We start from the raw sequence: 19,611 nt of genomic DNA, 5'->3' as shown, positions 1-19,611 counted from the left end.
GATAGACCAGTATGTCCGGCTGCGCTGAACAGCCGGACATATTTTATTCTGTCACATTTGGGCGATTTTGTGAGGATTTAATATATTTTCAGGATCAAATACCTTTTTAATACCATTCATCAGGCTTAGATTCACCTGGGGGAGAGATTCCCGCAGATAAGGCTTCTTTGCAAATCCGATGCCATGTTCTCCGGAAACCTGGCCTCCCAGCTTCTTGGTCTTTTTATACACTTTTTCCATAGCTTCATTCATGCGTTTTACCCATTCCTCCTCGCTTAAATCATCTTTCAGCATATAGGCATGTAGATTCCCATCCCCTGCGTGTCCAAAGCTCTTGATTCTTATACCACACTCTTTTTGGAGACTGTGGAGATAGGTGACCATTTCATTGACTGAGCTCCTTGGAACTACCATATCAACCTCATCCATGTAGGTGGTAGAGCCCTTGATTGCTTCCAAAAATGCTCCCCTTGCCTTCCATATGGAATCCTCTCTCTCCTCGGTATCAGAAATCAGGACATCCAAGGCTCCCTGCTCCAGGCAAAGTTTTGCAATACTGTCATATGCCTTTTCGATTTCTTCCACCGAGTTTCCATCAAATTTTAAGAGCAGATAAGCATCTGACTGTTTATCCGGAAATGCCTTTCCTAAATACTGCTCTGCATCAATGATAACTTCCCGCTGCATGAATTCAATGGCTGTGGGAATGGTCTTTGACTTGACAATTAACGGCACCGTATTAATGGCATGCTCCAGGGTAGGGAACGGAATCAGCAGGCTGATCACTATCTTGGGGCGGGGAATCAGTTTTAACGTGGCCTTTGTGATAAAACCGAGCGTTCCCTCAGCTCCGATCATTAAATCCTTAAGAGCATACCCGGAACTTATTTTTACGACCTTACCTCCGAATTCCGTAATCTCACCACTGGGAAGAACGACTTCCAGACCCCTTACATAATCACGGGTTACTCCATATTTCACGGCACGCATGCCTCCTGCATTTGTACTGATATTGCCCCCAATGGTCGCAGATTTTTCGCCTGGATCCGGCGGGTAAAACAGGTCATGCTCTTCCACATAAGCGGAAAGCTCCATAAGCAGAACACCCGGTTCCACCGTAATTGTCAGATTATCCTCATCCAGTTCAAGCACCTGGTTCATTAACGCGGTATCTATCATAATTCCGTGTTCCATTGCTACGGAGGAGCCCACCAGACCGGTACCGGCCCCCCTTGGAGTCACGGGTATGACATTTTTGTAAGCATACTTCATAATTTCAGATATCTCTTCTGCTGATTTTGCTTTCACTACGATATCAGGATAGCTGCTGATACCGCTTAATTCATCATGGCTGTACTCCTCCTTAATAAAATCCCCTGTCAGGATACGCTCCTCATCCTGAATAATATTTTTTATGTAAGCAATATCATCTTTATCTATTTTCTTATATCCCATGCTTCTACACCTTCCTTCTCTTTTATCCTTGCAATCAGTTTAGGGAGAATTTCATAGAGGTCACCTATCAGACAATAATGAGCTGATTTAAAGATCGGTGCCTTTGGATCGTTGTTGATTGCAAATATGGTATCCGAATGGTCCATGCCAGCCACAAACTGAATGGCGCCGGAAACTCCGCAGGTGATGATAAGCTTTGGTCTGACAGTACGGCCGCTTAAGCCAACCTGGTATTTCGCATCCAGCCAGCCGGACTCAACCATTGGTCTGGTGCATGCCACCTGACCTCCCAGAAGCTCTGCCAGCTCCCGGAGCAGCCTTAAATCCTCTTCTTTTTTCACTCCTCTTCCTGCAACAACCAGAACGTCGGAATTCTCAATGAAGGTCTCCTTTTCCTTTGGCAGAATATCAATGACGTCCACGTAACAGGAAAGCTTTTCTTTCTTAATATCACAAACCACGATTTCCCCTGATTTTGACTCCGAGCGGACTGGGGCATTCATTATCTTATACCGGACCGTAGCAATCTGAGGACGATGGTTTGGAGTCTTGATATGAGCCATAATGTTGCCGCCAAAGGCCGGCCGGATCTGGGATAAGTCCGTATTTTCATTCATTTCCAGAATGGTACAGTCCGCAGTGAGACCGGTTTTCATTCTGGCAGCCACTCTTGGCGCAAGCTGACGCCCTACAGTGGTTGCTCCTACCAGAATGGAGGAGGGCTTGACTTTTTTGATAAAAGCTTCAAAGACTGCCGTATAGGGCTCTATCTTAAAACGTGCCAGCTCCTCCTTGTCATAAACGAAGACTTTGTCAGCTCCGTAATGGAGGAGTTCCTCACTTTTTTCCCTGATATCCTTTCCCATGAACAGTACATATACCTCTTGCCCGGTAACAGCTGACATCTCCTTTGCCTTTCCAATCAATTCAAAGGTAACCGGATGAATGGTACCATCTACATGGTCTGCATAAACAGCAATTCCCTTCCATTCGTCTTTGTTAATCTCATTCTTTTTTACGTCCTCCATATACTCTACTGCGCCCTTAGGACCCTTCTTTACACAAAGGCGGCACATCTTGCAGGCAGCATTTATGATAACCTTTCCACCCTGCTCCTCCATTGCCCCAAAGGGACAGATTTTTATCAGCTCCTGATTGTCAGGAATTCTCTCCTGATTTACGATTAACCTTGCCATATTTTCACCTCCTAAACAAATTTCAGCTCCTCAATTTTGTTAAACAGCTTTTTTGCAAGCACCTCTCCTGATTCATCCCATACTTCCTTTTTATCGTTTGTTTCCGGAGGGAATATCTTCTGTACCTGAGTGGGTGATCCGTTCAGGCCGTAATTCATTTCGTCCTTATCCTTCATATCATCAAGGGTAAGGACTTGAATCTCTCTGTCCTTCGTCTCTGATTTTTTTACATAGGAAGGGAGTCTTGGCTGAAAGATATCCTTCTCCACTGCTAAAAGGCATGGAAATTTTACTTTAGCCACCTCTACCTCATCGGGAAGATCCATATCTACTGTAATTCCATCTTCTTCAAGCTTTCGGATTCTCACAACATTGGATACACTTGGAAGGTCCAGCCATTCCGATATTTCCGGACCTACCTGCGCGGTGTCCCCATCTGTAGTCTGCTTACCGCAAAGAATCAAGTCATACTCTCCCATTGCCTTAATTCCCTGTGCCAGGGTATAGCTGGTTGCGAGAACATCAGCTCCTCCAAAACGTCTGTCTGACAAAAGTGTTCCCCTGTCTGCTCCCATGGAAAACGCTTCTTTTATTACCTGCATGGCCTGGGGAGGTCCCATGGAAATAACATCGACACTACCTCCCGCTTTCTCTTTCATCCAAAGGGCAGTTTCAATGGCATACAAATCATAGGGATTCATCTTTGAAGCCGCTCCGTTTCTTTTTAACACTCCTGTAACAGGATCCACTTCGACCTTATTGCTGTCAGGTACCTGCTTGATACAAACAAGAATCTTCATTCCTTTTCTCCTTTTCTTATTAAATCCGCCTCCGCATTTTGAAAGCCAGGCATCCAGGCGGCAATTTACGAAAGCCGTCTTTTCCTGACAATAACGGAAACCCCGTCGGGAATGACCGTGATTTTCCCGTCAGTCTTGCCAAGATAATGATCTGCCATAGAAATTGCCTCCTCTACGCTGTCTGCATAATCCATCTGCATATTACAAATCATTTCCCTGGGAGCCTGTGTAACCATTATCACCTTATATTTCAAAAGGATTCTGCACAAAATCTGCGCCTCCCACTGATCCGGTACGGTTTTATCCCGAGGCGTGTCAAGAAACCGTTTCATGATTGCATTTTTATCTTCTCCCCTTGCAAAGGTATCATAAAGGGACTGGCCTCCATGTCCGTCGCTGCAGCTTGCTGCCATAATGATGACACCCCCGGGATTGCAGGTGGCCTCCGCTGCCGTCATGCCTTTTACCGCCTGGTATATATTCTGATCCAGGGGATATCCGCCATTGGTAGAAATGACAATATCCGCCGGAATGGCATCTACTCCTGAGAGCTGGTCCACAAATCTGCAGCCTTCCTTATGAGCCTCGTCAAAATGGCCTGCATAGGCCTTTATCACTTTTTTGTTTTCATCCAGTACTACATTGACGATAAAAGACAGCTTTGCCTTCCCGGCGGCGTATACCATATCCCTATGTATGGGATTTCCCTCCAGAATACCGGTTCTTGCAAATGGGCTGTCAATAAACTCCGAGCAATGGTTTGCCATGACTGTCACCCCGCTTGAGACTCCCGGCAGCACGCTTTTTCTTCCGCCGGAAAAGCCTGCAAAGAAATGAGGCTCTATAAAGCCTTCTGAAAAAAGGACATCTGCCTCTGCCGCTATCCGGTTTATCAAAAGCCTTCCTCCCGAAGGAAGGGTGCCTATGAAAACCATATCCTCTTCCTTCCGGCTTTCATGAACAACAAAACGAACATCCGTCCTGTCAACAATTTCCCGTCCGAACTTATCAATTAATTCCTCCCTGGTGGTGGATCTATGAAATCCGGTGGCTATTAGGATTGTAAGCTGGGCCTGGGGATTTCCTTCCTTGATTTCCTCTATGATTGCAGGTGTTATCACCCGGCTTGGAACCGGCCGGGTGTGGTCGCTGGCAATCATGACAATACTTTTCTTTCCCTTAACCAGTTCCTTAAGCCTTGGGGAATGTATGGGGTGTTCCATGGCTTTTCGGACCAGTTCCTCTTCCTCCCCATCTGCCTGATAGCTGTGAGCCCCTGAAATAAGAAGCCCGTTTAACCTGCTGTCAGGAATATTCACATTGATTTTTTCCCTTCCGAAGGGCAGTTCCACAACCGCCATATTTCTTACTCCTCCTTATTGAGTATCCATTGTATTGATACACCGGCTTTTCGCCCGGCACCACCTTCTGAAGCAGTGGGTGAGGACGGTATTTAAGACCCTTGGCTGGTTTAGTTCTTACCTTCCAGCATGTTTTGCAGTTCTTTGGCTACTACGCTTAAGGGTCTGTTGTTATCACTGACAATGCAGATTTTACGCTCCGGAATCTGTTCATGAAGCTTTATTTCCAGAATTTCCTTCGCTTTAAGAAATGGTCCGGCAAACTCCTCCGGAACAAATCCAATCCCAAGATTCTTTCGGATAACCGGAATAATGAGATCCATGGTGGCGACCTCAATGGCCGGCTGCATGGTAAGACTGCAGGAACGGTAAAATTCCTGAAGAAAGCCAAAGGTGGTGCTGGTACTGGACATGGTGATCAGAGGAAGTTTCACGACTTCTGAAAGAAACATTTTCCGCTCCCCATATTCCTTATATATTTGGCCTCCCACCAGTATGCTCTTAAAGGATTTGACTTCAACTACCTTCAGTCTCTTTTCATAATCAATAGGAGTGGTAACAATAGCCAGATCTATCTTTCCGGCTTTCAGCTCACTTAGTGTCGGCTCCGTATTATAATTGAAGATATTAAGCTTAACCTGAGGATACTCCTCCTGGAATATCTTTAGTTTTTCCACCAGATAAGACCGCATAGCCATCTGGGTTGCCCCTACATTGATACGGTCATGCTGCTCTCCCATTAATTCTCTCAGCTTTTCCTCCCCCTGCATCAGTTGTTTGCAGGCAGGGGCCACAAAGCTGTAAAGAAGTTCTCCTTCGGCTGTCAAAGTAACACCTTTTCTGGATCGTATAAACAGCTTGCATCCTAACATACTCTCAAGATTCTGCATACAATATGTAACGGATGGCTGGCTCGTTACCAAGGCATTGGCCGCTCTGGTGAAATTTTTGTATTTGGCTACATAGTAAAAGACTTTATAATGCTCAAAATTAGCTGTCATATCCCCACTTCTTTCATACAATCTTAAGTGTTTCCTGCCGATCAGAAATCTTTTCCAAAGCGTTTTAAAAATTCTCCAGATAATTCTTCCCGAAAGGCTGGTGCGGCAATCTTTATTAGTTCCCTGGCCCGTTCCCTTAAGCATTTTCCTTTTAAATGGGCAATTCCATATTCCGTTACGATATAATCCACATCGTTTCTGCTGGTAGTAACCGCCGTACCCTCCGTCAGAAAGGAGGGTTCAAAAAACCGACAGGCTCCCATATCATGCTGCTGAACAATATTGATATTTTTTAAATTCTGCCCAGCCGCATATTCAACCATTGCACTCACAAGCGTATCTGGTTCTGCCGCCGCATGAGCAATTAGCACCCTATCCCCGGAATGAATGATTTTTACGGCCTCCTGAGGGGATTTCACCTTTGAATCATAGATTTTTTTCCAATCCACAAAGCTACACCTCCTGATATTTTTCAGCAAAACGTCTTTCAAATTCCTCCGCCAAACCATCCTTAAACTGAGGTGCTGCAATGCGGATTAACTGATGTGCTCTTTCCCGTAAAGTATTACCTTTCATTTTCGCGATCCCATATTCTGTAACGATATAATCCACATCCGTTCTGGAAGCTGTTACTGTGGCTCCCTGGGTCAGGAATGGCACAATCTTTGAAATGGTTCCCTCTTCGGCCGTGGCAGGAAACGCTAAAATGGATCTTCCGCCCCTGGAAAAGGCGGCTCCACGGATAAAGTCAACCTGCCCGCCGATTCCGGAAATCTGTTCCAGTCCCTTGGCCTCGGAACAGGCCTCTCCCATAAGATTTACTTCCATCGACGAATTAATGGATACCAGATTATCATTTTTTCCAATGATTGCAGGATGATTGACATAATCCACCGGTGCTATGTACAGGCCGGGATTATCGTCCGCAAAGTCATAGAGCTTCCGGGTTCCCATAAAAAATGATGCTACCATTTTATCCCGGTTAAAATTCTTTGCACTGCAATTAATTACCCCTTGCTCATAAAGCTCAATGACCCCATCTGAAATTACCTCAGAATGAATACCAAGATTTTTCTTATTTCCAAGGAATTTTAAAACGGCATCGGGAATGGCTCCAATTCCAAGCTGTAAACAATCACCGTCATTCACCAAAGATGCAATGTGTTCTCCGATTGCCATCTCATCATCACCGATGGGAGGAAGCCCAAGCTCCGGAATCGGAGTATCGTCCTCCACAATCACATCAATATCCCTCACATGAATAAAGCTGTCTCCTAAGGTCCTTGGCATATTGGGATTGACAACGGCAATCACCTTTGCCCCTTCTGTTTCTGCTGCCGGCTTTGTATAATCGCAGGATACTCCAAAGCTGCAATAGCCATGTTCATCAGGCAGGGATAGGGTAGCCAAAACCACATCGGGCTTTTTCACATTTCGGAAAAAAGAAGGAGTCTGGTAAAAATAGCAGGGTGTAAAATCTCCCCGCCCGCTGTTCACACAGTCTCTTGTCCGTGCTCCCAAAAACAGGCTGTTTTCTCTGAAATGCAGTTCCATACCAGGCTGGGTGTAAAGGGAGTGCCCCATATCCACCTGCTGGAAAATTTCAATATTTTTTAAGTCAGCCATTACTGCATAATCTACCATTGTATCAACCAGCTTCACCGGTTCACCTGCCGCATGGCCAATAACCACACGGTCACCGGATTTTATAAGCTTTACGGCTTCTTCCATCGTTTTAAGTCTTGATAGGTATATCTCTTTCCAATCCATACTTATGTAACCTCCCCGGCAGAATTACATCATAAAAACAAAATACTTCCTTCCTATACCGGCTCTCCTACGCAAAAATCTCCTCATCGGACGGCTGTTTCCAATTCTTCCTGACAAAGGCGATGCGGCTCTTGTTCATTAGATGGGTATAGAAGAGGTTCTCGCTGATGGCATTGTTGCCCCAGCTTCCGCAGCCAAGAGTTGCGCTGGGATTCAGTGCATTTCCAAAAGCACCTCCTGCCATGACGGAGCAGCTCTGGTTCACCACCACGCGGCTTACAGGCAGCTTCACACCTGCATATTCGATGTGTGCCTGATTGTCAGACTGGATATCTGCTGTGTGGCCCTCCCCTTCTACCAGCAGGTTATCATAAGCAATCTGAACCGCCTCTTCCCAGGTTTTATAGCTATAGGCCGTCATCATGGGACACATCTTCTCCCTGCTCCATACCACACCGGCGCCATGTCTTTCCGGCTTAACAATAATGACCTTGGTTCCCTCCGGAATGGAGATACCAGCCAGTCCCGCAATTGTCTTAACCGACTGCCCAACTACGTTTTTATTGATGACGCCGCCTGGGAATACCACCTCTGACAGACTGGCAATCACTGCCGGATCATCAATATAATAAGCACCCTGAGCCACAAATTCCTTGATAACGGATTCATAATCCTTTTCAGGAGCAATGATACTCTGGGTACTGGTACAGAGAATCCCATTATCAAAGATACGGCTGGCTATCATACGGCCTGCTGCCGCCCTGTAATCGATTCCTTCATCAATCAGCCCCTGGACATTTCCAGGTCCAACCCCATAGCTGGGTTTTCCACTGGAATAGGCAGATTTCACAACTCCCATACCGCCGGTTGCTATGACCGTATCGCAGGCTGACATCAATTCCGTGGTCAAATCAATCGTTGGCTCTTCCACCACCAGAAAGATATCTCTTGGAACTCCCATGCCGTCTAATTCCTTATAATAAAGCTCTGCCAGTGCCATAGCACATTTTTTGCCGCGGGGGTGAGGAGCTACGATAATGGTATTCTGGCATTTGACAGCAAACATAGCATTGCACATGGGCGTTATAATCGGATTGGTGCACGGCATTGCTGCTGCAATGACTCCCATTGGTTTTGCTATTTCAATGAGCCCTGCCTCTTCCTCTCTTCCAATGATGCCTATGGACTTCTTTCCTTTCAGCGAATTCCAGATTGTTTTTGCTTTCTCCTTATTTTTCGTAATCTTATCCTCGTATACGCCCATTCTGCTTTCTTCTACAGCCATCCTTGCCAGCGGTTCGGCATGATTGAAAACAACGCTTGCGAACATTTCTACGATTTCGTCCGTCTTTTCCTGATTATAAGTGTATAAAATTTGCTGCGCTTTTCTGGAACGTTCTACCAGTGACTGAATAATTTGGTTCATTTTTGTTTCCTCCCTCATTGTAGTTAGTGAATTTTTTAACATTGTTTCTGATACCAGTTTAACACTTTTTCTCAAAAATTAGAAATACTAGTTTTTTATTGTAAACGATAGGATATTCATATACAACCAAAAACACATTTATAAAAAATGAAACAGACCACAACAAAAATCCAGCCGGTTAAGGAATACTACTATCCCTTAACCGGCTGGATAAAAATAACGGCCAGCATACAAAAAAAGTGGCCGAAAGCGGTAAGCTCCTGACAATATAATTTACATAGCCCCCTTTAAAAGCTCGTAGCACTCTTCTTCCAGCTGCCTTACCTGCTTCTTGGACATGGCAAATTGAAAGATTGCATCACTGGCATGGATAAAGTCATAAAAATTACAGTTCCCGGTTCTTTCACCGATACCAAACAGCGTGCAGTCGATATAAGCTGCTCCTGCCCTCGCTCCTACGATAGAATTGGCAACTGCCATTCCCAAATCATTGTGAACATGCATTTCGACTTCGATATCGCAATGGGATTTGATTGTTCCTACAAGCTCTTTGGTCCTTCCCGGTGTCAGAACACCAACCGTATCAGCAAGGCGGATGACTCTGACACCGGCTTTTTTCAGCTCTTTTACAAGACTTAAAATAAAGCCGATGTCGGACCTTGAGGCATCTTCCAGTCCGACAGTAACTTCCACTCCCTGGCTTAAGGCGATATCAACACAATCCAGAATATTCTTCTGCACCCAGGCTTTATTTTTCTTAAGCTTACTATATATCTGAATATAGGAAACCGGTGTTCCGATATGCAGAATATGGGGCTTACAAATTAGAGACTGCCTCACATCCTCCGCATTCATACGGCTCCAGACCGATATCCTGGCAGTCTTGACAGAGGAAACAATCTCCGAAATGCAATCGCTTTCCCTCTTTCCAAGGCACGGAATTCCCGCCTCAATTTCATATACTCCGATCTTGTCTAAAAGCCCTGCAATCTTAACCTTATCCTCTCTTCGAAGAGCGATACCGGGGCTCTGCTCCCCATCCCGCAAGGTCGTATCAACGATGTATTTAACCTCTTTCATTGGCACCCACCTTCACTGCTATTTCAGCAAATTCCTCATCACACAGGCTGCTGCGGTTGACGGCGCAAATCCCCTTTATAAAGTCCAATATCCTTTGAATTCCTTCGTCATCCGGCACCGGTAATTTCAGCTCTTCCAATTTCATTCTAACAGCTTTGCTGCCTGAGTGCTTCCCGATTACAAGCTCTGCTCTGCCGCCTACACAGGCAGGTTCATAGGCTTCATAAATTGCCGGGTTTTTACTCATTGCATCGGCATGGATACCGGACTCAACCTTAAAAATACTTTTGCCGATTACCGGTTTCTTATTTCCAATTATCTTCCCGGTTATTCCTTCATATAGGGCCGTAAGCCTTGGAAGTACGGTGAAATCCTTCCCTGTCTTATGCCTTGCTGCCAGGCGGAGGGCCATCATGACCTCTTCCGTTGCACCGTTATTATTGTGTCCGGCATAGCTTACCGTAGCATCACTGCCATAGCTTAAGAGCCACTGGACTGCCAGGGCGCTGGCACAGTGGTAGGTATTTTCAGGATTTAATATGATTTTCGTATTAGGGAGGCTTTTTCGTATTTCTTCCATCGCCTTATCGGAACTATTGCACATCAGGTCATCAAGCCCTGCAATGCGAAGCTCCTTGCAATGATTAAGAGCCCTCAGTTTTATCAGCTCTCTGGTATCATTTATCTGGATTTCCGGTATCATATTCTCCAGATTATCATAAAAATGGCAGGTATACCGGTAAAATCCGGGGTATTCCGCCATATCTTCCAAATAATCCATCCGCAGTATATATTTTCCTTCCTCCGGCAGCTGCTCCATTCTCTCATAGGCCGACAAGGAAATTTCAATGGCATCTATTCCGATTTCCGTCAGCAGCCTGCAAAAAAGCTGTAGCTCCTCCTTTGACGGCAAGCAATGGTCAAATCCAGTCAATGTGTTATCAATAATACGAAGCATATTACCATCTCCCCTCTGAATTCATAAACCGCTGGTTCCTATCCCCTGACCTAATTTTCTTATATCATAAGCTCCTTTACCGGAATGCCGTTTTCAATATGCTGCTCCATAATGGTTTCCACATCGTCTTCCGTTAAATTACCATACCAGACTCCTTCCGGATAAACCACAGCAACCGGTCCCTTGTCACAGATTCCAAAGCAGCCGGTATTTGTTATCATTACATCACCGGACAAGTCCCTGTCCCCTGCTTCCTCCATGAATTTTTGAACGATATCAACAGAATCCTTGGAAAAGCAAAACCCCTTTTGTACCCCGTTTATTCTGCAGCTGGTACATACAAATATATGATATTTCGGACTTACCATAAATAGCTCTCCTTTCGATATTAAAATTACATCTTCAGCTCCGCCACCGCTTTCTTTACGGAAGCTTCTATCCGGTCATACGTGGTAAATACTTCTATCCCTCTTTCCTTCAGCTTCGCTTTGGGGGCTTCTCCGATCCTCATTACGATAACAGCCTTGCAGTCGGAGATGGTTTTTAAGATAGCGGTGATTTTGTCTTCTTTTAAATCGCATTCTTCCGAACCGGTACAGTACTTATCAACTACCCGTCTTTCTTTAAAGCATGCGGCTCCGCTCCGGTATTCGTATATATAAAGCTCCGATACCTGGCCAAAATGCTGGTCAACAAGAATTCCGCTTTTGGTAGCAACCGCTACATATACGCCTTTTTCCTCTGTTTTTTCCTCTGCTGCCCTTTCAGTTTCTTCCTTATGACAGGCATTAAATTCAAGGGAGCGGTCATCTCCCAATACTCCGACAGCATCTGCCCTGCACTGTTTGCAGTGGTACATCTGCTTCATGGTTTCACCGCAGTTCTTTCTCATGGCCATGATTTCCTGATTGCTGACCAGGGGAATATTTTCAAAAACACTTCCTTCCACGGGGATAAGCTGCATAATGTTCGTAATGGACGCTCCTAATTCCTTTACTTTTTTAACAACATCGGGAATGTGTTCATCGTTGATGCCTTTTATCATTACGATATTTACCTTGCAGATAATTCCCTCCTCCGCCAACATACGGATTCCTGCCATCTGGTTTGCCATCAGAATAGCTGCCGCTGTTTCTCCAAAATAGGAATTGCCCATGTAATTTACATGACGGTATATTTGGGCTCCGATTTTTGGGTCCACAGCATTCATTGTCACGGTAACATGGGACACTCCCAGCCTGATCAGCTCCCCGGCATATTGGGGAAGCATCAGCCCATTGGTGGAAAGGCAGAAGGTGACCTCTTCATCCTCCTGGCGTATGAGAGACAGGGTGCGCTTCGTTTCCTCAAAGTTGGCAAGGGCATCTCCCGGTCCTGCTATGCCGATAACGGAGAGCTTGGGAACCTTCTTCTTCACCTCCCTGTATTTTTCACAAGCCTCCTCCGGGCTTAATACCTGAGTCGTAACACCCGGTCTGCTTTCATTGGGACAGTCATATTTTCTTACACAGTAATTGCAGCTGATATTGCATTTCGGCGCAATGGGAAGATGCATTCTTGCATAATCATGTGCGCTGCAGTTAAAGCAGGGATGGGTTTTTGTCCTTTCCTCCGGGGTTTTTGACTTTCCTGTAGTATCCGTTTTTGCCGGAACTTCTGTTCTTTTAGCCTCCATTCTTTTTGGAACTTCCAGGTCCTCGGGAATCTGCATTTCATGGACCTTCATGCCTTCCGGAATTTGCATGTTTTCCGGAATCTTTCTTCCTTCGGTGATTTTCACATTCTCAGATATTTCTATTTCACTCGTGTCTTTTCCCTCAGCAGGCTTTTTTTTCAGCACCTTCATAAAGCCTATATCCTCTTGCTTTTCTTCATTTACTTCCTCCTGATCCTCATGGTAATATTTGTCATACGCTTCCTTACGAAAGCCCTTTTCCTTTCCTGCAAGTATGACATTGGAGATATCGTCCAGGAAGGTCAGTGCGCCGCTGTAGCCAACGGTTCTGAGCCTTTGTCCTCCCACTCTGTCATGGACCGGAAAGCTTCTTCTCACAAGCTCTATTCCCAGTTTTTCCGATATCCTTCTGCCGTCAGAATTGCCAATTAATACATTGACAGAAAGCTCCCCTGCCTTTTCTTCTATGGTCTTAAAGTCCGTATCATCAAGGATTTCATAATCCGTACAAAAATAACGGTCAGCAACCTCCTTTATCTCGTCTCTAAGCTTTTCCCTAAGGGACGGACATTTGGAGCCAGTAGCGGCAATTACCGGAAGGATGCCGTTTTCCACACATAAGCGGACGGTACTGTATACAAAATCCGGCTCACCAAATACTGCCGCCCTGGCTTCACCGTTATACTTATGGGCATCCACCATGGCATCCAGGAAACGTCCTCTTTCTTTTTTCAGCTTCTCCGGAATTTTTCCGCCGGAAAGCTTCCCCAGCAATTTTACCAGCTTATCGTTATCTCTTAAGCTTACCGGAACATTGCATTTCTCATAGGGAACCTGGTAACGCTCATACAGATACTCCGCAACGGAAGGATTCTCCTCTGTAAAAGAAGAAAGCTCTATGGTAAAAGCAGCTCCTGCCATCTTCCTGATGTCCCTGATATCCGTGCCCTTAGCCGGAAGCTTCTCATAATCAGGCTGGTATACCCCGTCCAGATTCTCAGAGAGGTCAGGAAGCAGGATATAATCCAGTGAAAAGCTTTCCAAAAGCTCTTTCAAATACCGGATATCCCCCGGTGAAAGGGGCGATGTTACCACATTGATTTTTCCGTTTTTCTCTTCCTCCATTTTAACATGCTTCACGATCTGGCAAAGTGCCTTCATGTAGCCTTCAAACTGGGTGCCTGCATAGCCTGCCGATGGTATCGGTATAATCTCAATATCCCTTGCTTCCTGGTATTCACTGCGGAATTTATCGATAATTCTTTCAATATCCTCACCAATGGTCTCTGCCAGGCAGGTAGTTTCGACAGCAATAACCTCCGGCTGATAGATAGTTATGAGGTTTTTAAGGCCTTTGATGAGGTTCTGCTCTCCTCCGTAAACAGTTCCTTCCTCCGTTAAAGAAGAAGAGGCAATATCCACCGGCTCATTATAATGAGTAGCCATATGCCTTCTGATATAGGTACTGCATCCCTGGGAACCGTGGAGAATGGACATGCATTTCTTAATACCGTAGCAGGCAGTTACCGCACCCATAGGCATACACATCTTACATGGATTAACATTCAGATTAACAAGCGCTTCTCTCATTTTAACTCCTTTCCTGAATATCAAATCTATGATTTGATATTCCAGAATTCGTAGTTGAAAAATGTTTTTTATTTTTCAACCTAACTCCTTTCCTGAATATCAAATTGATGCAAGTTTGCTATAATTCCTCTCTGATATAGTTCCAGACAGGATTATTCATGCTGCTGTTAATTTCTTTCACAAAATTAACAACTCCATCAAACCCGCACAGAGGATGCTTTCTTTCATGGTTATGGTCACAAAAAGCAATCCCCAGCTTATAGGCCAGGGGCCTTTCCTTGACCCCACCCACTAAAATGTCCGCCCTTTTTTCCTTCATAAATTTTTCAAGCTCGGAAGGTGTGGCATCGTCTAAAATTACAGTATTTTTATCAACCAGACCGGCTATGATTTCATAATCATCCTTTTTCCCTGTCTGAGTCCCTACCACAACAGTCTCCATCCCTAAATCCTTAAACTGCCTTATAAGGGAAATGGCCTTAAAACCGCCTCCTACATAGATGGCAGCCCGTTTGCCTTTGAGGTTCCTTCTATACAGGTTTAAGAAGTCCTCCAGTTTCTCTGCTTCTTCCCGTACAAAATCAATTGCCTTCTGTCTTGCCGCTTCATCCTCTAGTGCTTCTGCAATGCGGATGAGGGAACTGGCAGTGTCTTCAATGCCGAAGAAGCTTACCTTAATAAAAGGGATTCCCATCTCCTCTTCCATACGGTTTGCCAGATAAGTACTTGAGCCTGCACACTGTACGATATTTAACCGGGCTGAAGGAGCCTTTATAAGGGTGTCATAACTGGAATCCCCCGTAAAGGCCGTGACCACCGGTATTCCGATTTTCTTCAGATAATCCCTGATAATCCAGAGCTCCCCTGCCAGGTTAAAATCCCCAAGGATATTAATCCCTTTCCCTTTAGGAGGATGATGTGGCAGGATCAGCTCCATAATGGCATTGCAGGCAATTTTATACCCCAGGGATTTGTTACCGGAAAAGCCCGGGGATTTTACCGGAATCACACGCATATTGTATTTTTCAGACATGACCTTACAGACTGCCTCCACATCATCTCCAATCACACCTACGATACAGGTGGCATAGACAAAGATAAGCTTTGGATGATATTTTTCCGCTATTTCATCAATAGCCAGGGTGAGCCTCTTTTCTCCGCCAAATATGACATCCGCTTCTCTTAAATCCGTGGAAAAGCTGTTGCGGTAGAGCTCATCGCCACTGGATAAGCTTCCTCTGATATCCCAGGTGTAGCTGGCACAGCCGATGGGACCATGGACGATATGAAAGGCATCTGTTATGGGATTTAACACAACTCTGGCTCCGCAGTAAACGCAGGCCCTCTGGCTGACGGAACCGGATACGCTGTCGGTATCACACCTCATTCCATTTCCGCCGCAGCCTTCCTCTTTTTCATAGATAAATTTTTTTCTGTCTTCTAATACCTCTGCATTTCCCATAGTCAGGCTCCTTTCCGCTATTTTCCTTTTGTACTGCTCTTTAAATAAGCACAACTCCCGCAAAATGACACAATCGTCACGGTACGGGAGTTTCCTATTGTTCTGTATATGACTAACCTGCACTTACATTACCATTTCGAAATCTTCTTCCGCACAGTCTCTGTCCTGTCTGTCCATCAGGGCATTGGTAATCAGCTCCGCCAATCTCATGCCTCCCTTATAGCCAACCAGAGGCATATAGGAATGAACATAGCGGTCAATAATCGGAAATCCGGCTCTTACAAAGGGAATATCCTCCGCTCTTGCGATGAATTTTCCATGGGTTCCTCCTACAAGCAAATCCACACCTTCATTTTTAATCCACTGGTGCAGTTCATACAAATCACCGGAGGCCTTTGCCGTACAGTCCTTCATACCGTATTTTTCAAATAATTTCTCCGCCTCGTCTTTAAAAGCCTCCCCCGGAGTTCCGGTCAGGACATATTTAGGAATCATGCCCATCTCCAGCAGGAATTCTGTCAGTCCAAGTACGGTATCCGGATCTCCGTAAATGGCAGCCTTTTTATTATAGGTATATGGATGAATGTCAATTAAAATATCCACCAGCTGTCCCCGTTCCTCCTCCAATTCATAGGGAACCTCGATTTTAGAAATGGAGGAAAGAGCCATGATATAATTATCCGTTTCCGCTATTCCGATAGGCATGGGAAGCACTTCATAAGGAACGCCGCATTTTTTCTTAAGGCTCTGGGCTCCCCATTCACTGGCGAATTTGCCCATTGCAAGGGTCTCGATGCAATCTCCCAGTTCAATGATTTCTTCAACGGTGGTTCCTCCCTTGGGAAACATCTCAAACTTTCCAGTCATGGGACTGTCCATTACGCCGCTGGTGTCCGGGAGCATGGTATAAGGAACCTTCATGATTTCAGCGATCCTCTTTAACTCCCTCATATCACCGGGATTTACAAAGCCCGGGATAATGGCTGTCTTTCCGTTTTTCTTATCGCTTTTTTTCGATAAATAGCTGATAAAGCTTCCTACCATATTGGAAAAGCCGGTTATATGGGAGCCCTTATAGCTGGGCGTATTGGTATGCACAATATATTTGCCTTCCGGAATGTCGATGCCTTGAATAATGGCATTCAGGTCATCTCCGATGGTTTCGGAAAGGCAGGTAGTGTGCACTGCAATAATCTTAGGCTTATAAATATCAAAGATATTCTTTGCCGCTGTCTTTAAATTACTGCCGCCGCCAAATACGGAAGCACCTTCCGTAAAGGAACTGGAAGCTGCCATGGCAGGGTCTTTGAAATGCCTTGTCAGATACATCCGGTGGAAGGCACAGCACCCCTGGGAACCGTGGCTGTGAGGAAGGCATTCATGTACGCCGAGTGCTGCATACATGGCCCCCACGGGCTGGCAGGTCTTGGCGGGATTCACGCGAAGGGCTGTTCTGTCATAGAGTTCTTTTTTTGTATAATCAAGCATTCTTATTCACCTCCAAAGGTTCCTGTAAGAATCGGAACGGTTTTCCAGGGAGCCTTTACAAAGCTCCAGGCCGGGGTATAGATACCCATGGTTACATCCCTTGCAAAATTCACAGCTCCCCGAAAGCCTGCATAGGGTCCGCTGTAATCATAGGAATGGAGCTGTCTTGAAAGGATACCGCTTTTTTGTGCCACGAATTTGTCCTTAATTCCGGAGAAAAAGATATCCGGTTTTAATATTTTCAAGAATTCCTCTGTTTCAAAATGATTTAAATCATCAATCATAAAGGTACCATCGGGCATATCCTTTACCAGACCGCCATAGTAATCAATAACCTTTTCTTCCTTTAGCTTCTCCAATTCTTCCTTGGGAAGATAGAGATGGTACTTTTCCGTATCCGGCTCTACCGTGATGGATTCAATATTCTTGCTGTCCGCATCGGGCTTTACAAAGGGAAGTACTTCTCTTCCTTCATATTCATCCCTGTGACCGAATTCATAGCCGGCCAGCACGGTATTGACACCCAGGTCATGAAGAAGGAACTGGTAGTGATGGGCTCTGGAGCCGCCTACATAGATTGCGGCAGTCTTCCCCTTAAGCTTACTCTTGTAATATGCCATATCATCCTGGATGAGACCCAACTCATCGGCAATGACCTCTTCCGTCCTTTTGATAAGTTCCTCATCCTGAAAGAATTTTGCAATCTTTCTTAGGGTCCCAATGGTTCCCTTTACTCCGATAAAATTAACCTTCATCCAGGGAGTACCGTATTTTTCTTCTATCATTTCCGCAATATAATTAATGGAACGATGGCACTGTACCAGACTTAAATTGGCCCTGTGGGCATTTTTTAAATCCTCCATGCTGCTGTCACCGGTAAAGGTCGCAACTACCTCATAGCCGATTCGCTTCAGGATTCTCTCAGTCTCCCAGCCGTCACCGCCGATGTTGTATTCTCCCAGGAGGTTAACGGAGAATTTATTCTTTACTTCCCTGTCACCTTCTCCAATTACATAACGCATAATCTGATTATTGGCAATATGGTGTCCTGCCGACTGGCTTACTCCCTTATAGCCTTCACAGCTGTATGCAATACACTTGATGCCATACTCATTTTCCGCCCATTTGGCTACGGCATGGATATCATCACCGATTAATCCTACCGGGCAGGTAGAGCAGATAAATATGGTGGAAGGATGAAACAAGTCCATCGCCTCCGTAATTGACTGTTTTAATTTCTTTTCACCGCCGAATACGATATCCGGCTCCTGCATATCCGTTGAGAAACAGTATTGCAGGTAATTGTCCACGCCTTCCTCTTTCTTTCCCTTATGCCGTCTGGTTCCCCAGGCATAAAAGGAGCATCCGATAGGCCCGTGGACTATTTGAAGGGCATCCTTAATGGGCCCTAATACAACGCCCTTACAGCCTGCATAGCAGCAGCCGCGCTGAGTAATAATGCCGGGTATGGTACGCACATTCGCTGCAATCTGGTTATCGTTTTCATTGTTTCCGATATCCACCATGTGTTCTTTTCTATTCTTGTAGACACGGGAATTATATTGATCCAGAACTTTATCAACTGCACTCATTACCAGCCACCTCCTTTAATATGCTTCTGTTGTTGCTTCCCCGTTACGCACCTGATAATTTTCATAGATGGGAAGTACAAATATCTTGCCGTCTCCGGGATTATCCGTCGAATTTACCTCCATAATGGCATCCACTACCTTTGACACCTGAGCATCCTCCACTACAAGGGTAAAAACTCTTTTGGGAATCAGCCTTGTAGTTTCCGATAAATGCTCACCGGTAGAATCCAGGGGAAGCTCACCGTTTTCTACAATAGTAGTAATCAGGTTCATGTCGATTAATTTCTTTCCCCTGCCTAATACCTTTCTACAGGTAAAAGCCGGTATCCCGGCAGAGGCTAACGCTTCCTTCGTAACGTTTACTTTATTCTGCCTGACAATTGCCATAACTTCCTTCATAGTAGCCGACCTCTCTTTTCTACAAGCCTTTTTTCTTTGTACTGATCGTATAAGCCTCTTCTACAGGACTTACAAATATTCTGCCGTCACCAAAATGTCCGGTCTCACCTGTTCTTGCATACTTCATAATGATTTTTACCACATCCTCCTTATCTGCATCCTCTATCACAATCAGAAGCATTTCCTTGGGAATCTCATCATAAAATATCTCTCCTACCTTCACGCCTTTTTGCTTTCCGCGTCCATAAACATCCATTTTGGTAACAGCAGGATAACCGGCGGCTAAAAGCTCCGATAACACTGCACCGACTTTTTCAGGTCTGATAATTGCTCTTACTAATAACATCAGGGGTACCTC

Annotated in this window: 17 protein-coding genes; all 17 read right to left on the bottom strand. The window is 45.2% G+C overall.

What is annotated here, in order from left to right; translation table 11 throughout:
* Positions 1–51: 51 nt before the first annotated feature.
* Positions 52–1,455: an FAD-binding oxidoreductase gene (locus BUB77_RS24345; RefSeq protein WP_073279780.1), complete on the bottom strand. Its 1,404-nt coding sequence runs from the start codon at positions 1,453–1,455 to the stop codon at positions 52–54.
* Positions 1,437–2,651 carry an electron transfer flavoprotein subunit alpha gene (locus BUB77_RS24340; RefSeq protein WP_073279779.1) on the bottom strand — a complete coding sequence of 405 codons (1,215 nt, stop codon included), beginning with the start codon at positions 2,649–2,651 and terminating at the stop codon, positions 1,437–1,439. Before BUB77_RS24340 ends, BUB77_RS24345 begins: the two co-directional genes overlap by 19 nt.
* A gap of 11 nt (positions 2,652–2,662) precedes the next feature.
* A complete protein-coding gene (locus tag BUB77_RS24335; protein ID WP_073279778.1) occupies positions 2,663–3,451 on the bottom strand; it encodes an electron transfer flavoprotein subunit beta/FixA family protein in 789 nt (262 codons plus the stop codon).
* A 65-nt stretch (positions 3,452–3,516) separates the two neighbouring features.
* Positions 3,517–4,812, bottom strand: coding sequence for a nickel-dependent lactate racemase (larA, locus tag BUB77_RS24330; RefSeq protein ID WP_073279777.1), 1,296 nt, complete (start codon positions 4,810–4,812; stop codon positions 3,517–3,519).
* A gap of 110 nt (positions 4,813–4,922) precedes the next feature.
* Positions 4,923–5,813: a LysR family transcriptional regulator gene (locus tag BUB77_RS24325; RefSeq protein WP_073279795.1), complete on the bottom strand. Its 891-nt coding sequence runs from the start codon at positions 5,811–5,813 to the stop codon at positions 4,923–4,925.
* A gap of 41 nt (positions 5,814–5,854) precedes the next feature.
* The gene (locus BUB77_RS31065; RefSeq protein ID WP_073279776.1) at positions 5,855–6,262 is read right to left on the bottom strand and encodes an acetyl-CoA hydrolase/transferase C-terminal domain-containing protein; all 408 of its coding nucleotides are present in this window, start codon (positions 6,260–6,262) and stop codon (positions 5,855–5,857) included.
* 4 nt (positions 6,263–6,266) lie between these two features.
* On the bottom strand, positions 6,267–7,583 hold the full coding sequence (locus BUB77_RS24315; RefSeq protein ID WP_073279775.1) for an acetyl-CoA hydrolase/transferase family protein: 1,317 nt from the start codon (positions 7,581–7,583) through the stop codon (positions 6,267–6,269).
* Between the two features lie 67 nt (positions 7,584–7,650).
* Complete coding sequence (locus BUB77_RS24310; protein ID WP_073279774.1) at positions 7,651–9,009, bottom strand: aldehyde dehydrogenase family protein; 1,359 nt, start codon at positions 9,007–9,009, stop codon at positions 7,651–7,653.
* Between the two features lie 273 nt (positions 9,010–9,282).
* Complete coding sequence (locus BUB77_RS24305) at positions 9,283–10,089, bottom strand: beta/alpha barrel domain-containing protein (protein ID WP_073279773.1); 807 nt, start codon at positions 10,087–10,089, stop codon at positions 9,283–9,285.
* Positions 10,076–11,047, bottom strand: coding sequence for a homocitrate synthase/isopropylmalate synthase family protein (locus BUB77_RS24300; RefSeq protein ID WP_073279772.1), 972 nt, complete (start codon positions 11,045–11,047; stop codon positions 10,076–10,078). Before BUB77_RS24300 ends, BUB77_RS24305 begins: the two co-directional genes overlap by 14 nt.
* Before the next feature lie 59 nt (positions 11,048–11,106).
* Entirely contained in the window at positions 11,107–11,415 is a 309-nt protein-coding gene (locus BUB77_RS24295) for a 2Fe-2S ferredoxin (RefSeq protein WP_073279771.1), read from the bottom strand.
* Positions 11,416–11,441: 26 nt separating this feature from the next.
* Positions 11,442–14,312 carry a nitrogenase cofactor biosynthesis protein NifB gene (gene nifB, locus BUB77_RS30590; protein WP_073279770.1) on the bottom strand — a complete coding sequence of 957 codons (2,871 nt, stop codon included), beginning with the start codon at positions 14,310–14,312 and terminating at the stop codon, positions 11,442–11,444.
* A 118-nt stretch (positions 14,313–14,430) separates the two neighbouring features.
* Positions 14,431–15,774: a nitrogenase iron-molybdenum cofactor biosynthesis protein NifE gene (gene nifE, locus BUB77_RS24285; protein ID WP_073279769.1), complete on the bottom strand. Its 1,344-nt coding sequence runs from the start codon at positions 15,772–15,774 to the stop codon at positions 14,431–14,433.
* 123 nt (positions 15,775–15,897) lie between these two features.
* The gene (locus BUB77_RS24280; RefSeq protein WP_073279768.1) at positions 15,898–17,262 is read right to left on the bottom strand and encodes a nitrogenase component 1; all 1,365 of its coding nucleotides are present in this window, start codon (positions 17,260–17,262) and stop codon (positions 15,898–15,900) included.
* A gap of 2 nt (positions 17,263–17,264) precedes the next feature.
* Positions 17,265–18,854, bottom strand: a complete 1,590-nt coding sequence (nifD, locus tag BUB77_RS24275; protein WP_073279767.1) for a nitrogenase molybdenum-iron protein alpha chain — start codon at positions 18,852–18,854, stop codon at positions 17,265–17,267.
* Positions 18,855–18,869: 15 nt separating this feature from the next.
* Positions 18,870–19,253 carry a P-II family nitrogen regulator gene (locus BUB77_RS24270; protein ID WP_073279766.1) on the bottom strand — a complete coding sequence of 128 codons (384 nt, stop codon included), beginning with the start codon at positions 19,251–19,253 and terminating at the stop codon, positions 18,870–18,872.
* Positions 19,254–19,272: 19 nt separating this feature from the next.
* Positions 19,273–19,599, bottom strand: a complete 327-nt coding sequence (locus BUB77_RS24265; protein WP_073279764.1) for a P-II family nitrogen regulator — start codon at positions 19,597–19,599, stop codon at positions 19,273–19,275.
* Between the last annotated feature and the right edge of the window lie 12 nt (positions 19,600–19,611).

The sequence above is a fragment of the Anaerocolumna jejuensis DSM 15929 genome, assembly GCF_900142215.1.
GTDB lineage: Bacteria > Bacillota > Clostridia > Lachnospirales > Lachnospiraceae > Anaerocolumna > Anaerocolumna jejuensis.
Note: the sequence above shows the minus strand (reverse complement) of the source record. Positions and strands in the feature narration are given on the sequence as shown.

Excerpts from the sequence above, each read along its gene's own strand:
- BUB77_RS24345 (WP_073279780.1), bottom strand. The coding sequence starts at position 1,455 with ATGGGATATAAGAAAATAGATAAAGATGATATTGCTTACATAAAAAAT.
- BUB77_RS24340 (WP_073279779.1), bottom strand. The coding sequence starts at position 2,651 with ATGGCAAGGTTAATCGTAAATCAGGAGAGAATTCCTGACAATCAGGAG.
- BUB77_RS24335 (WP_073279778.1), bottom strand. The coding sequence starts at position 3,451 with ATGAAGATTCTTGTTTGTATCAAGCAGGTACCTGACAGCAATAAGGTC.
- larA (WP_073279777.1), bottom strand. The coding sequence starts at position 4,812 with ATGGCGGTTGTGGAACTGCCCTTCGGAAGGGAAAAAATCAATGTGAAT.
- BUB77_RS24325 (WP_073279795.1), bottom strand. The coding sequence starts at position 5,813 with ATGACAGCTAATTTTGAGCATTATAAAGTCTTTTACTATGTAGCCAAA.
- BUB77_RS24315 (WP_073279775.1), bottom strand. The coding sequence starts at position 7,583 with ATGGATTGGAAAGAGATATACCTATCAAGACTTAAAACGATGGAAGAA.
- BUB77_RS24310 (WP_073279774.1), bottom strand. The coding sequence starts at position 9,009 with ATGAACCAAATTATTCAGTCACTGGTAGAACGTTCCAGAAAAGCGCAG.
- BUB77_RS24305 (WP_073279773.1), bottom strand. The coding sequence starts at position 10,089 with ATGAAAGAGGTTAAATACATCGTTGATACGACCTTGCGGGATGGGGAG.
- BUB77_RS24300 (WP_073279772.1), bottom strand. The coding sequence starts at position 11,047 with ATGCTTCGTATTATTGATAACACATTGACTGGATTTGACCATTGCTTG.
- BUB77_RS24295 (WP_073279771.1), bottom strand. The coding sequence starts at position 11,415 with ATGGTAAGTCCGAAATATCATATATTTGTATGTACCAGCTGCAGAATA.
- nifB (WP_073279770.1), bottom strand. The coding sequence starts at position 14,312 with ATGAGAGAAGCGCTTGTTAATCTGAATGTTAATCCATGTAAGATGTGT.
- nifE (WP_073279769.1), bottom strand. The coding sequence starts at position 15,774 with ATGGGAAATGCAGAGGTATTAGAAGACAGAAAAAAATTTATCTATGAA.
- BUB77_RS24280 (WP_073279768.1), bottom strand. The coding sequence starts at position 17,262 with ATGCTTGATTATACAAAAAAAGAACTCTATGACAGAACAGCCCTTCGC.
- nifD (WP_073279767.1), bottom strand. The coding sequence starts at position 18,854 with ATGAGTGCAGTTGATAAAGTTCTGGATCAATATAATTCCCGTGTCTAC.
- BUB77_RS24270 (WP_073279766.1), bottom strand. The coding sequence starts at position 19,253 with ATGAAGGAAGTTATGGCAATTGTCAGGCAGAATAAAGTAAACGTTACG.
- BUB77_RS24265 (WP_073279764.1), bottom strand. The coding sequence starts at position 19,599 with ATGTTATTAGTAAGAGCAATTATCAGACCTGAAAAAGTCGGTGCAGTG.